Origin of the sequence: Erythrobacter sp. (assembly GCF_036351135.1) — a bacterium.
Taxonomy (GTDB): domain Bacteria; phylum Pseudomonadota; class Alphaproteobacteria; order Sphingomonadales; family Sphingomonadaceae; genus Erythrobacter.
The window spans coordinates 1-12,874 of record NZ_JAZBON010000007.1; the positions used below are offsets into that span (position 1 = coordinate 1).

At 64.2% G+C, this 12,874-nt stretch carries 13 protein-coding genes and 1 pseudogene; 3 read left to right on the forward strand and 11 right to left on the reverse strand.

Annotation, left to right across the window (positions count from 1 at the left end; translation table 11 throughout):
* Positions 1 to 274 precede the first annotated feature (274 nt).
* Positions 275 to 985: a hypothetical protein gene (locus V2I30_RS00610; protein ID WP_330660123.1), complete on the forward strand. Its 711-nt coding sequence runs from the start codon at positions 275 to 277 to the stop codon at positions 983 to 985.
* A gap of 144 nt (positions 986 to 1,129) precedes the next feature.
* Entirely contained in the window at positions 1,130 to 1,408 is a 279-nt protein-coding gene (locus V2I30_RS00615; protein WP_330660124.1) for a hypothetical protein, read from the forward strand.
* 66 nt (positions 1,409 to 1,474) lie between these two features.
* On the opposite strand, the gene V2I30_RS00620 is transcribed toward V2I30_RS00615, so the two are convergent.
* The 4 genes from V2I30_RS00620 to V2I30_RS00635 all read right to left on the reverse strand — a co-directional run bounded on the left by V2I30_RS00620 (position 1,475) and on the right by V2I30_RS00635 (position 5,514).
* On the reverse strand, positions 1,475 to 1,756 hold the full coding sequence (locus V2I30_RS00620) for a hypothetical protein (RefSeq protein ID WP_330660125.1): 282 nt from the start codon (positions 1,754 to 1,756) through the stop codon (positions 1,475 to 1,477).
* Between the two features lie 128 nt (positions 1,757 to 1,884).
* Positions 1,885 to 3,135 carry an N-succinylarginine dihydrolase gene (locus tag V2I30_RS00625; RefSeq protein WP_330660126.1) on the reverse strand — a complete coding sequence of 417 codons (1,251 nt, stop codon included), beginning with the start codon at positions 3,133 to 3,135 and terminating at the stop codon, positions 1,885 to 1,887.
* Between the two features lie 136 nt (positions 3,136 to 3,271).
* Entirely contained in the window at positions 3,272 to 4,288 is a 1,017-nt protein-coding gene (locus V2I30_RS00630) for an arginine N-succinyltransferase (protein ID WP_330660127.1), read from the reverse strand.
* Positions 4,285 to 5,514, reverse strand: a complete 1,230-nt coding sequence (locus V2I30_RS00635; RefSeq protein ID WP_330660128.1) for a hydrolase — start codon at positions 5,512 to 5,514, stop codon at positions 4,285 to 4,287. The genes V2I30_RS00630 and V2I30_RS00635 overlap by 4 nt, the downstream gene beginning before the upstream one ends.
* A gap of 151 nt (positions 5,515 to 5,665) precedes the next feature.
* Between V2I30_RS00635 and V2I30_RS00640 the strand changes: the two genes are divergently transcribed.
* Complete coding sequence (locus tag V2I30_RS00640; RefSeq protein WP_330660129.1) at positions 5,666 to 7,762, forward strand: malate synthase G; 2,097 nt, start codon at positions 5,666 to 5,668, stop codon at positions 7,760 to 7,762.
* An 8-nt stretch (positions 7,763 to 7,770) separates the two neighbouring features.
* Here the strand turns inward: V2I30_RS00640 and V2I30_RS00645 are convergent, their stop codons facing one another.
* The 7 genes and pseudogenes from V2I30_RS00645 to V2I30_RS00675 all read right to left on the reverse strand — a co-directional run bounded on the left by V2I30_RS00645 (position 7,771) and on the right by V2I30_RS00675 (position 12,809).
* A complete protein-coding gene (locus V2I30_RS00645) occupies positions 7,771 to 8,157 on the reverse strand; it encodes a PilZ domain-containing protein (RefSeq protein WP_330660130.1) in 387 nt (128 codons plus the stop codon).
* A 108-nt stretch (positions 8,158 to 8,265) separates the two neighbouring features.
* Positions 8,266 to 8,457, reverse strand: a pseudogene (locus V2I30_RS00650) (16S rRNA (adenine(1518)-N(6)/adenine(1519)-N(6))-dimethyltransferase); the annotation flags it as partial.
* Positions 8,458 to 8,552: 95 nt separating this feature from the next.
* Entirely contained in the window at positions 8,553 to 8,873 is a 321-nt protein-coding gene (locus V2I30_RS00655; protein WP_330660131.1) for a PRC-barrel domain-containing protein, read from the reverse strand.
* Positions 8,874 to 8,899: 26 nt separating this feature from the next.
* Positions 8,900 to 9,433 carry a hypothetical protein gene (locus V2I30_RS00660; RefSeq protein ID WP_330660132.1) on the reverse strand — a complete coding sequence of 178 codons (534 nt, stop codon included), beginning with the start codon at positions 9,431 to 9,433 and terminating at the stop codon, positions 8,900 to 8,902.
* Positions 9,434 to 9,575: 142 nt separating this feature from the next.
* Complete coding sequence (rsmA, locus tag V2I30_RS00665; protein WP_330660133.1) at positions 9,576 to 10,403, reverse strand: 16S rRNA (adenine(1518)-N(6)/adenine(1519)-N(6))-dimethyltransferase RsmA; 828 nt, start codon at positions 10,401 to 10,403, stop codon at positions 9,576 to 9,578.
* On the reverse strand, positions 10,396 to 11,412 hold the full coding sequence (gene pdxA, locus V2I30_RS00670; protein ID WP_330660134.1) for a 4-hydroxythreonine-4-phosphate dehydrogenase PdxA: 1,017 nt from the start codon (positions 11,410 to 11,412) through the stop codon (positions 10,396 to 10,398). The genes rsmA and pdxA overlap by 8 nt, the downstream gene beginning before the upstream one ends.
* Positions 11,409 to 12,809 (reverse strand): peptidylprolyl isomerase, encoded by a 1,401-nt coding sequence (locus V2I30_RS00675; protein WP_330660135.1) that lies wholly within the window; start codon positions 12,807 to 12,809, stop codon positions 11,409 to 11,411. Before V2I30_RS00675 ends, pdxA begins: the two co-directional genes overlap by 4 nt.
* Positions 12,810 to 12,874 lie beyond the last annotated feature (65 nt).

Here is a 12,874-nt window from a genome sequence, read left to right on the forward strand (position 1 = left end):
CGTAACCTGACGGCCTAACGGCCTGATCTTACAAAGCCAATGCGCGGTTGGACCCACCGGGCAACAGAAGCGGATTCCGGGGCTCCGGGGGTAGCTAGCAACAGAAACCCCCACCTCAACCGATTGCGAATATGAACGACATCTCTCCAAGCGCGACGATCCTCCCCCGGATCGCAGACAAAAGCGGAGAGGTTAACAACGGGATCTCCCCACCTTCCCCCGTTCCTCCTCGAGGCCTGGATTCGACATGACGGGCGTTCTCAAAACAGCCTTTATGTCAGCGATCGCGCTCCTGTTCGCGATGCCCAGCCCTGCCAGCGCCGAAACCTACCAGCAATATCTCGAACGCCTGCGCGACATCTGCGCTGCCGAATGCCTCGAGCCAAAGCAACTCCAGCGCGCCGCACGCAAGCGTTCGCCGAGCGAGGAGGGCGACATGGCGATCATCATGGACGTGGCCGAGGTTCGCCAGGCAGGCAACAGATACGAGCTTCACAACATCCGGATCGATGCCTCGCCGCTGATCGAGCAGGCATTGCTGGGATCGGCGGGCATCGACACCTCCTTCGGCTCGGGCGTAGGCGGGTTGTCGCGCGACCGTGTGACGGGTCGCCATCCTTCGGTCGTGGTGATCGAGATCGACCGGGACACCCTGTCCGACATTCTCAATACCAAGCGCCTGATGACGGATCGCGGCGACAGCGAACGGGAGGCTCGCGAAGAGGGAGAAGAGGCGATCGTGGTCGATGGCGAACGCGAGGTTGAACTTCTCGAACCCTCGGTGCCTAAGTTGCGCTCCTATTTTCGGGGTCGCCGTGTGGTCGTGCGTGGTCAGCCGCGGCTCACCGCGACTTGGGTCGGCGGGCGGATCGACCGACGGCGCAAGCAGGTAACGCTCGTATTGGAAAGCGCGGATCGCATCGCGCTGCTCCCCGAATATGACGAAGACGGCAATGCCGCGATTGTCGATCCGCAGGCCGAATAGTCTGCCGTTCGTGCGCGAAATGCACGCTTGGCGATCGAACGATTGCGAAGAATCGCAAACAGCGGTGGAGGCAACGAGGCATCTTCGCTACGTTCGCCGGCATCGCGGCACAGAAACCTCGCCGCGAAAACCCGAGGAGGATCCATGAAATCGATGATCACGCTGGTGAGTTTGCCGGCTTTCGCTTTGCTTGCGGCCTGCGGGCCCGATTCGGCCGTCGAGGAAACGGGTGACGCTCTCGAAGAGCGTGCCGATGCGGTCGAGGATGTCGGCGACGAACGTGCCGAAATGCTCGAAGAGCGTGCTGACGAAGCCGCCACCGATGCGCGCGAGGATGCGCTGAACGCGCGCGCCGAAGAAATCGACGATGTCGGCGACGATGCGGCAGACCGCATCAACGAGGTTGCCGACGAAATGGAATAAGCGTTCCGGCAAAAGTCGGAAACGATGAGAGGCCTCGCCCAATATGGCGGGGCCTTTTGAGTCGGATCAGGGAATTGGGTGCGCCCGGTCGCGCGGACCGGCGGATGCGGCATCGGCAGCGCGGCGTTCGGCCAATTCGCGCTTCGCCTTCAGCCCGTCGAGAATGGCCGCGCCCGCGAGGAACACCGCTCCAGTCGCGGCAAGGAACAGAATTTGTCCCATCACTCCGGGATACTGATCGAGATAGGCCGAACCACGGGCTGTCGCACCAAGCGCAAGGGCATAGATGATCACATAGGCTTCGAACCTGTTCTTGATCACGAAAAGTCGCCCGATCTTGCGCAGCATGCTTACTCCTTTGTTAGGAATTTCAGTGCAATGGCCGTGCCAAGGCAGAAAAGTCCCGAAGGCCGGTGGTTAACGGCGAAGCAAGTGTAAGCGCATCCGACGAAACCGCGCAAACGCATTAACCTTCTTCAGATCAAATCCCTCAGGTCGAGTGCGCCGAGCAGTGCTTCACGTGCGGCGACCACGCTCTTGGTTAAGGTTTCGGACCACAGATCCCCGGGGTCGATCTGTTCGGGCCAGGTATCGCCGATGAAGCTTTCGAGCGTGTCCGCTTTCGCCTCGTCCAGAAGGAAGCGCGGGTCGACTGTCGCGGGGTCGCATACGACGCGCAGGCGCAGGCAGGCCGGGCCGCCTCCATTGGCCATGGACTGGCGAACATCGACCGGGATCACCTCGCGGATCGGGCCATTCGATGCCATCATCTGCTCGCACCAGCCCCAGACGCTTTCGCTCTCCCGGCATTCGGTGGGCACGATCAGCACCATCTCGCCCGAAGGCAGGGTGAGCAGTTGCGCGTTGAAGAGATAGGTGCGGATCGCTTCGCCCAGGCTTACCGCGCTCGACGGCACTTCGACCACTTCGAGCGCCGGGAAGGCGGCGCGGATCGCATCGTAGGCACCCTCGCGGTCCGCGAAGGCCTCTTCATGGGTGAACAGCACGCGCTCATTCGCGACCGAGACAACATCATTGTGAAACGCGCCCGCTTCGATCGCGGCAGGGTTCTGCTCGATGAAGACACACTTGTCTGGATCGAGCCCGTGCGCGCGCGCGATAAGACGGCTCGCCTGTTCGTGCTGGCGCGCAGGGAAGCGCCCGCCGGGCCTGCCATAGACGAACACTTCGACGCCCTCGCTACCATGCCCTTCGCACAGCCGCATGTGGTTGGCCGCTCCCTCGTCACCGAAGGTCACGGGGACGGGGCCATGCACCGCGAAATGGGCCGCGTCAGAGAAAGCCAGTTCGAGTTGGCGAAGCGTGTCGGGCCATTCCTGCGCGCGGTGGAGCATGGTGACGAGATTGGCGACGGTCAGATGGCATTTGCCGTCCTTGGTATCGGGCGCGGGGCTGACGGTCGCGGCATTGGCCGTCCACATGCTGGACGCCGACCAAGGCGCCGCGCGCAAAGCGGGCGCCTCGGTGCCGTCATAGGCAAGGCGCTCCGCCAGTGCGTGGTTGGGCCGGGGCAAGGGCAGCAGGAAGCCCTGCACGCCCAGCCGCTCCAGATTGCCGCGCATCTTGGCCACGCCCTGAAGCGCGGCGTCGCGGGGGTAGGAGGGATCGCCCTTGTGGCTGGCGCTCGCGATGTTGCCGAGGCTGAGGCCGGCGTAATTGTGGGAGGGGCCGACGATGCCGTCGAAATTGATTTCGGTAAGGGTCATGGCTGCTTGCGTTCTCGGCTGCGCTCGAACGGGTCCTTCGACAGGCTCAGGACGAACGGAGCGGGGAAGGACAAACATGACTGCCGTTCGTCTCGAGCGAAGTCGAGAGATAGAATCGAGCGAAGCCGAGACCGCATCACCGCGCGACGCTCCACACAGTGTGGCCTTCGCTCACATCCAGCGCATCGGCCGCGGCGGCGTCGATCGCGATGCCGCCGTCACCGTCCAGCGCCCGTGCGCCATAACAGGCGCGGAAGGTCTCCAGCCGCCCGGTGGCCAGGATCGCGCGCTCACCTTCGTCCAGATCGACGCGCCTCAACTCGGAGGCGACCGAATTCTTCACGCTCGTAACCTCGTCAGTGCGCGCGATGACGGTCGGGCCGCCGTCGAAAATGTCGACATAGCCTTCGTAGTGGAAGCCCTCGTTTTCGAGCATGCGCATCGCCGCGCGGCCGGTGGGGTGGGGCACGCCGATGACACTGCGCGCAGCTTCGGACAGCATCGAGACATAGACCGGGTGCTTGGGCATCAGGTCGGCGATGAACTGGTTGCCGTTGATGGCGTTGAAATAGTCCGCCTCCTGGAAACCCATACCGAAGAAGCGCCCCGCAACCCCGTCCCAGAAGGGCGAGCCGCCGCGCTCGTCGATGATGCCGCGCAGTTCGGCAAGTACCCGGTCGGCAAAGCGTTTGCGGTGCATCGCGATGAACAGATAGCGGCTGCGCGCCAGCAGCAGGCCAAGCCCGCCGGCGCGCTCATTCGGGTGGAGGAAGAGCCCGCCGACCTCGCTCGACCCTTCAAGGTCCGTCACCAGGCTGAGCAGTTCGGCGCGCACCGTCCGGTCGAGCTCGGCGCTGTACTGGGTCAGCGTGTTGAGGCGGTAGGAATAGAACGGCCATTGCTGACCGACCATGGTCATGAGCTGGCAGGTGCCCGCAATTTTTTTCGTCTGGAGGTTTTCGAGAACCAGCACGAATTGCTCGTCGACCAGCTCCTCGCCCGGATTGCCAAAGGCTTCCGCGGCGCGTTCGAGCTTGCCGGACAGCGCCTTGCGATCGGGCGGCAGATTGGTGAAGCCGCCGCCCGTGAGCTTCGCCATTTCATACAGATGTTCGAGATCGGTCGGACGCGCGGCGCGCAGGCGAAAGGTCACGACGTGGCTCCTGACATGGCTCCTGACATGGCTCCTGACAGGGCCCCGTCGGCGATCCGCTGAATGACGCGCGCGGAAAGGCGGGCGCGTTCGGCAAGGCTGGCGGTGATGAGAAACTCGTCCGGCGAATGAATCGCGCCCCCGCGCACGCCCATCGTATCGACCACCGGGACGCCGCAGGCCGCGATATTGTTGCCGTCGCACACGCCGCCGGTCGATTTCCAGTGAATGTCCTCGCCCAGTTCCGCCCCGCATTCGCGCACGAGATCGAACAATGCCTGTGCCCGGTCATCGACCGGCTTGGGCGGACGGGTGACGCCGCCATGGCGATGCGTGCCGACGCCATGCTCGGTCTCAATCGCGCTCAAAAGCCGGTCGAGCTCGCCGTCGAAGCCTTCCATCGCTTCGGTCGATTTGGGGCGGATATTGAAGCGCAGCAAGGCATGGTCGGGCACGACATTGTTCGGACCCCCGCCTTCGAGCTTGGCCGGATTGACGGTAATGTCCTCGCGTTCGAGCGCCTTCAGCTGCACAATCAGATCGGCGGCGGCGACCAGCGCGTTGCGCCCTTCTTCGGGATTGCGCCCGGCATGGGCGGATTTGCCGGTGAAGGTGATCGAGTAATTCCCCGTCCCCCCGCGCGCATGGGCCAGCGTGCCGTCGGGCAGCGCGGCGGGTTCGTAGGTCAGCGCGGCGAGCTTTCCGGCGGCGAGCTGCGCAATCAGGTCCGCGCTCGCCAACGATCCGGTTTCCTCGTCGGAATTGAGCATCACGTCGTAGCCGAGCGAAGCGGCGCCGCCCCCCGCGCTCGCTTCGAACGCCATCAGGGCATGGAGCATGACCGCGATCCCGCCCTTCATATCGGCAACGCCAGGCCCGTTCAGCACGCCGTCTTCGAGCCAGGTCTGGTCCTGAAACGAATGATCGGCCGGAAAAACCGTGTCCATATGCCCGGTCAGCAGGATGCGGCGGTTCGCGCGCGGGCGCACGCGCAGGACGAGGTGGCGGCCATGTGGCTTTTCGTATTCGCTGCCATCGCCGGCGATCGCGGTCACCGGAGCGGGCTCGACCAGCTCGACATCGCCCGGCAGAGCGCCGAATGCCTCGGCCAGCACCTCGGCCTGCTGGGTCAGCCCGTCGATATTGGCCGTGCCGGTATTGATCGCGCACCAGCTTTGAACCTGCTCGAGCATGCGGTCGGCATCGATTGCGGGCAGCGAATTCACGTGAGCGGTCCCCTTGTGTCCAGGCGCGCCTCTCTAGCGAGCGCCCGGCGTTCTGTCCAAGCCGTTGCATTCCTCGCTCTGCCCCGCCATAGCGCGCCCCGCGTTCTCCTCCCCCGGACACGGCATCTCCATTCGCGTCTCGAGGACCATTATGACCGATATGATCTCCCGCGCCGGCCTGTCGGTCGATGCCCGGTTGGCTGCCTTTATGGAAAAGGATGTGCTGGCGAGGCTTGGCCGCGATCCAAGCGCGTTCTGGGAAGGGTTCGCCGAGTTGTGCGCCCGCTTCGTGCCGCGCAACCGGGAGCTGCTGGAGGTCCGCGAGCGGCTCCAGGAAAAGATCGACGCCTGGCATGACGAGCGCGCCGGTCAGCCGCACGATCACCGCGCCTACCGTGCCTTCCTGGAAGAGATCGGTTATCTCGTGCCCGAGCCCGGCAAGTTCACCATCGGCACGCAAAATGTCGATCCCGAGATCGCGAAGATGGCCGGCCCGCAATTGGTGGTGCCGATCCTCAATGCGCGCTTCCTGCTGAACGCCGCCAATGCGCGCTGGGGGAGCCTTTACGATGCGTTTTACGGCACCGACGTGCTCGATGCGCCGCGGGCACGTCCCGGCGGCTATGACGAGGAGCGCGGCGCCGCCGTAATTGCGCGCGGGCGGCAGTTTCTCGATGAAACGCTGCCATTGGCAGAGGGCAGTTGGAGCGATTTGAGCGCGCCGGACGATGCGCGCTTGGCGGATGAGGGCCAGCGCGTCGGGAGCACCGCAAAGGGCCTCCTTTTCCGCAATAACGGCCTTCACATCGAAGTCGTGTTCGACCGCGATCATCCCGTGGGCAAGACCGACAGGGCCGGGATCGCCGACATCGTACTCGAATCCGCGCTGACCACGATTGCCGATTGCGAGGATTCGGTGGCGGCGGTCGATGCCGAGGACAAGCTGCTGGCCTATCGCAACTGGTTCGGCATCATTCGCGGCGATTTGGAGGAGAGTTTCGAGAAGGGCGGGCGCACGCTCACCCGCAAACTGGCGCGCGACACGGACTACACCGATGGTGCGGGCGCGGAACACAGCCTGCCGGGGCGCAGCCTGATGTTCGTGCGCAATGTCGGGCATCTGATGACCAACCCGGCGATCCGTTTGCCATCGGGCGATGAAATTCCCGAAGGCATTATGGACGCGGTGTTCACCAGCGCCATCAGCGCGCTCGATGTCGAAGGGCACGCCAAATACGGCAACAGCCGCGCCGGCAGCATCTATATCGTCAAGCCCAAGATGCACGGGCCGGAGGAATGCGCCTTCACCAACGACCTGTTCGATGCGGTGGAGGATTTGCTGGGCCTCGATCGCCACACGATCAAGGTCGGCGTGATGGACGAGGAACGCCGGACTTCGGCCAACCTCGCCGCCTGCATCCACACGGTGAAGGACCGGATCGTCTTCATCAACACCGGCTTTCTCGATCGCACCGGCGATGAAATCCACACCTCGATGCGGGCCGGGCCGATGATGCGCAAAGCCGCGATGAAGAATGCCGAATGGCTGGAGGCCTACGAGGCGCGCAATGTCGCGATCGGCCTCGAACACGGCCTGTCGGGCAAGGCGCAGATTGGCAAGGGGATGTGGGCCGCGCCCGATAGGATGGGCGCGATGATGGAGGAAAAGATCGGCCATCTGCGCGCCGGCGCCAACACCGCATGGGTGCCGTCGCCCACGGCGGCGACACTGCACGCGCTGCATTATCACCGCGAAGACGTGTTCGAGATCCAGAAATCGCTTCCGGAAGCGCCGGGGCTCGATGCGCTGCTTACGATCCCGCTTGCGCGCGATACGAACTGGCCGGAGGAGGAGCTCCGCGAAGAGCTCGACAACAATTGCCAAGGTCTGCTCGGCTATGTCGTGCGCTGGGTCGATGCGGGAGTGGGCTGTTCCAAGGTGCCCGACATCAACGATGTAGGCCTGATGGAAGACCGCGCGACCTTGCGCATTTCCTCGCAGCACATCGCCAACTGGCTGGCGCACGGGGTGGTGAGCGAGGAGGAGGTCATGGCGAGCCTCACGCGCATGGCGGCCAAGGTCGACGAACAGAACGCTGGCGACCCGTTCTACACCCCGCTGATCGGCAACGAGGACGGCCCGGCCTTCAGCGCCGCGAAGGACCTGATCTTCAAGGGTACCGAGCAGCCTTCGGGCTATACCGAGCCGTTGCTCCACCAATGGCGGCAGTGGGCGAAGGGGAGCTGACGAACGCCTTAGCCGCTCACGAGCGATCCGCGTTTTCGGCCCATCTGGATGTTGCTGCAATTCGCAGCTGGCCCGCCTTGGCGCGCTTTTTCGCCGACGAGATCGGTCAATTTCGCCTCGCCGATGCTGCGCTCGAACTCGATCCCGCAGGCAATTCCGTTGGACCAGCTCACGGTGCAATAGAACTCCCCATGATCGAGGATTAGCATCCCCGAAACGCCTTTTGCAGGCGGATCATCGGTCTCCAGCTTTGCGCCGTGATCGGAGATGTTAGCCAAATGGCATCTTCGATCTCCGCTCGTTGTGCGAAAGATGACAGGGAGTGCGACCTCAAATCGTTCCGACCGACGGCGGTCGGAACACACGCCGTTATTGCGCGCGGCAAGAAAGCTCATATTGGCTCTCGCTTATCTTTGCCCGGATGGTTGGTCCGGTATCGGTCCTTGCAATCGGGATAAGCGACGCGGTTTCACCAAGACGTTCCCGAACACGCTTACCCGAAATTAACCAAGCGCTTGCGCAAGCGATACGAAGTTGTCGACGCTGAGCGTTTCGGCCCGCCGGGTCGGGTCGATGCCGACCGCATCCAAGGCATCGAGCGCACCGGGCAGGGATTTGAGGCTCTGGCGCAGCATCTTGCGGCGCTGGCCAAAGGCGGCGCCGGTCAGTCGTTCCAGCATACCGGCGCGCACGCCCGATCCCGTTGTCCTTACAGCGAAAAGCCCCCGCCTCCCCACACGTCGCCGTGCGGGAGGCCGGGGCCTTCATCTTCGCGTAAAGCGACCCGTGTTCAGTGGCGGGACCGTACGGTGACTGGGCTGCGTTTCACGTCACGATAGAGGCCGGCGGGGGCGTTGTTGAAGCCCTTGGCATCGACCGGGTCGATATAGCCGCGCCCGTTCCTGATCTCGATCTCCGAAACCGGGACCAGACGGCCATCCTCGAGCACCAGCGCGGCGACATGGTCGCGGTCGGGATCGACCATCATGCGCTCGACGACCCCCAGCCGCGTGCCGTCGGTGGTGTAGAGGGGACGTCCACGCAGGTCCTGGTCGTCGTTGACGAGCTGGTAGTCGCTCAGCTCTTTCAGATGTTCATAATCTTTGGACATGTTCTGCTCCGATTGCCGTGTGGCGCTTAGGCCGATTCAATGATGTCGATCGAGGATTCGTCGATGATCATCACGGCTTCCTGATCGGACAGCACGTTCATCGTATCCTGATCGAGCGGATCGCCATCGATCCCATCGGCCGTGATGGTGGACGCATCCACGATCCGGCCGCCATTGATCTGCAGCATTTGGCCCGGATTGATGTCGAGCGGACGTTCGCTGGGTGCATCGTTCAATATCGCGAACATGCGCGATCCGTCCTTCTCGATCCAGAACCCGCGATCGGTCAGCGGGCCGGCGGTCGCGACTTCGCCGTTGAAATCCTCGCGGCCGATGTAGGCGCTCGGATTAGCGAGAATCGCAGCGAGCGTCATTTCATCCGCATTTCCGACGACGCTTTGACTATCGGCGTCTTGTACCATTACAGCTTCGTCTTCGACCATGGCAACATCTTCGTCGCCGCTCAGCAGCCACCAGGCGAGCAGGGCAAGCACCAGCAGCGCAAGGAGCAGCCACAGCCAGCCCAAGCTCGATTTCTTCTCAACGGGTATCTCTGCCATTATCACCACTCCTCAATTGCAACAGACGCAACTCAAGCGGTTGGGCGCGTATAAAGTTCCGCGAAAGCTGAATTCAATCGATTACTTATCAAATGTTTATTTGGCACGATGGGTCTTTGCGAGCCTCAAGACCGGAACGGGATCAGTCGCCGACCAAAGCCCGAGCCAAGGCGGCAAATTCGGCAACGCCGATGGTCTCGGCGCGGCGGGTCGGATCGATCCCGATCTCATCGAGCGCCTCCAGCGCGCCGGGCACGGATTTGAGGCTCTGACGCAGCATCTTGCGCCGCTGGCCGAAGGCGGCGGCGGTCAGTCGTTCGAGCACGTCCGCGCGCACGCCCGGCGGGGCGCTTACAGGGGTGAGGTGGACGACCGCGCTCATCACCTTGGGCGGCGGGGTGAAGGCGCTGCGGTGGACTTTCATCGCCAACGCCGCATCGCTGCGCCACTGCGCCAGCACCGCGAGGCGGCCATAGGCGGAGGTGCAGGCCCGCGCGACGATCCGCTCGGCGACCTCACGCTGGAACATCAGCGTGAGCGATTGCCAGGCAGGCGGCCATACCTCGCCGCCGAGCCAGCGCACCAGCAGCGCGGTCCCGACATTGTAAGGGAGGTTGGAAAGGACGTGAAACGGCTCGCCTGCGAATAGCGCGCCGTGATCGATCTTCATCGCATCGCCTTCGATTACCATAAGCTGTCCGGGAAAGGCCTCGCCCAGTTCGGCGAGAGCGGGGAGGCAGCGCGAGTCCATCTCGATCGCGGTGACTCGCGCACCGGCCCTCAACAAGGCGCGGGTGAGCCCGCCGGGCCCGGGGCCGACTTCGAGCACCGCCTGGCCAGCGAGATCGCCCGGAATGGCGGCGATGCGATCGAGTAACTGTTCGTCGAGCAGGAAATTCTGGCCCAGCGCCTTCGAGGCCGACAGGCTGTGCCGCTTGATGACCTCGCGGATCGGCGGCAGGTCAGGCATGCGCGCGCTGCCGAGCGCATTCGCCGGCCAGCCGGATCGCGGCGATCATCGCGCCCGCCTCCGCGCGTCCCGTCCCGGCGATGTCGAAGGCGGTGCCGTGATCGGGCGAGGTGCGGATGATCGGTAGTCCGAGCGTGACGTTCACCCCCTCATCGAATTCGAGCGCTTTCAAAGGGATCAGCGCCTGATCGTGATACATGCATAGGGCCGCGTCGTAGCCGCCGCGTATGACGGGCGTGAACAGCGCATCGCCGGGCACCGGGCCGACCACGTCGTGACCCTGTCCGCGCAAGGCGGCGATGGCGGGCTGGATGATGCACGCTTCCTCATCGCCGAACCGGCCGTCTTCGCCTGCATGGGGGTTGAGCGCCGCAACCGCCAGTTTCGGCGCGGCGATACCGAAATCGCGGCGCAGTGCTGCGGCGACGATCGCGCCGCGATGGACGATCAGCTCGCTCGACAGAAGCGCGGGGACTTCGGCGAGTGCGACATGGACCGTGAGCGGCACGGTCCTGAGGGTCGGTCCGGCCAGCATCATCACCGCGTCTTCGGGGGCGAGGCCACAAATATGGGCGAACAATTCGGTCTGTCCGGGATATTCGAAGCCGACCTTCGCCAGCTGCGCCTTGCTGACCGGAGCCGTCACCACCGCGCCCGCTTCGCCGAGCAGGGCGAAACGCGCCGCTTCGGCGAGCGAATGGAGTGCGAGCGCGGCGCCTTCCTCAGTTGGTTCGCCGGGCGTCCAGGCGGCATCCGCCCCGACGATGACTGGCAGTGCCTGGGCGAAACTCGCCTCGGCTTCGGAAATCTGCTCGATCGGCTGGATCGCCACGTCGAGGCCGGTCGCCCGCGCGGCCGTGCGCAGCACATCGGCGCCTCCGACCACCGCAAAGGGCCGTCCGTCATCCTTCAGTGCTTCGTAGCTGCGCAGGATGATCTCCGGGCCGATCCCCGCCGGATCGCCGAGCGACAGCGCAAGCGGCGGACTATTCGGCGCGCAGCGGCTCAATTGTATTCGATATAGGCGTCGTTGCGCAGATCGCGCAGATAACGCTGGGCGCGCTTGTCGATGCGCTCCTGTTCGAGCGAATTCATCACCGACTGGAAGGTCGGCGCGCCCGCATCTTCCGGATCGTCGCGTCCGCACAGCATCAACACGCGCACCCCGTCCTGCGCGGTGCCGAAGGGCGGAGTGGTCTGCCCGACCTGAAGATCGAGGAGGATCGCCTGCAGCTGTTCAGGCAGCTGGCGCGCCTGGATCTGGTCGTTGGTGACGACGCTCGCGCCAAAGGACGCAGCCGCATTGTCGGCTTCCGAACAGCTGCGCAGCGTGCCGACGAAGGTGCCGAATGCGTCGATCCGGGCCTGCGCCTCCTGTTCGCCGATCCCTTCGGGAAGCTCGATCGAGATTTGCTTGAGATTGAGCAGCGCGTCGCGCGGATCGGCGGTCAGTACCTGGCGCTTGTCGATCAGGTAGACGATGGTGAAGCCGCCGGGAATGGCGACGGGGCCGGCAAGCTGGCCGGGTTGCATCTGGCGCACCTGATCGGCCATCGCCTGGGGCAAGGTGCCAAGGCGCAGATAGCCGGTGTCGCCGCCGACCACCGCCGTGGTCGCCTCGGAAAACTGGCGGGCATAGGCCACGAAACTGCCGCCCTGTTCGAGCTGCTGCATCACGCGCTGCATGTTCTGGATCACGGCATCACGGGTTTCCGCAGTCGCGCCCATGTAAATTTCGCCGAGCCTGTATTCCTCGGTGCCGCGCGACTGCTCCAGCCGCTCGAGCGTGTCAGTCACTTCCTCGGCGGACACGTTGATGAACGGGCTGATATTGCGGCGGATCAGGTTTTCCCAGGCGAGTTCCCCTTCGATCTGTCGCTTCAGCGCGGCGGGCGAGGAAGCGATCGAGGCGAGATAGTCGTCCATGCGCGAGGCTTCCTGTCCGAAATTCTGCGCGGCGAGCTGCTGATAGGTCTGTTCGACCTCGGCGGGTTCGACCCCCATCTCCTGCGCGCGGGCGGCCTGGATCTTGAGCGTTTCGTCGATCAGATTGCGCAGCACCTGGACGCGCAGGCGCTGCAATTCCTCCTCCGAAACCTCCGCCTCGGAGGCGTTGGTGACGAGCGCGACGCGCTGATCGATGTCGGTGCCGGTGATGACATAGCCGTTGACCACCGCGGTCGCGCTGCGCGAACCGGGCGTGTCATCGCCATAGACGTTGAAGTCGCTCGGAATGCCGAGCGGATTGTCCGCCGACTGGACGGCGCCGGGCGTCGCAGCGTTAGGGGTCGCGTTTTGCGCCGCGACCGGTAGCCCTGCTAGAAGTGCGGCGGAGGCAAGGGCAAGCCCCGTCGTGCCGAGGCCGGCAGCAAGAGCGCGGATGCTTGAGAATGGCGTCGTCGTCACGATTGTCTGATCCTGCGTATTCTTCGAATTGTCCAAAAGGGCGCGCCGGTCGGCGTTCGTTGCGT

Coding starts and splice junctions, on each gene's coding strand:
- V2I30_RS00655 (WP_330660131.1), bottom strand. CDS start 8,873: ATGTCCAAAGATTATGAACATCTGAAAGAGCTGAGCGACTACCAGCTC.
- V2I30_RS00625 (WP_330660126.1), bottom strand. CDS start 3,135: ATGACCCTTACCGAAATCAATTTCGACGGCATCGTCGGCCCCTCCCAC.
- rsmA (WP_330660133.1), bottom strand. CDS start 10,403: ATGCCTGACCTGCCGCCGATCCGCGAGGTCATCAAGCGGCACAGCCTG.
- V2I30_RS00660 (WP_330660132.1), bottom strand. CDS start 9,433: ATGGCAGAGATACCCGTTGAGAAGAAATCGAGCTTGGGCTGGCTGTGG.
- V2I30_RS00610 (WP_330660123.1), top strand. CDS start 275: ATGTCAGCGATCGCGCTCCTGTTCGCGATGCCCAGCCCTGCCAGCGCC.
- V2I30_RS00640 (WP_330660129.1), top strand. CDS start 5,666: ATGACCGATATGATCTCCCGCGCCGGCCTGTCGGTCGATGCCCGGTTG.
- V2I30_RS00620 (WP_330660125.1), bottom strand. CDS start 1,756: ATGCTGCGCAAGATCGGGCGACTTTTCGTGATCAAGAACAGGTTCGAA.
- V2I30_RS00615 (WP_330660124.1), top strand. CDS start 1,130: ATGAAATCGATGATCACGCTGGTGAGTTTGCCGGCTTTCGCTTTGCTT.
- V2I30_RS00645 (WP_330660130.1), bottom strand. CDS start 8,157: ATGAGCTTTCTTGCCGCGCGCAATAACGGCGTGTGTTCCGACCGCCGT.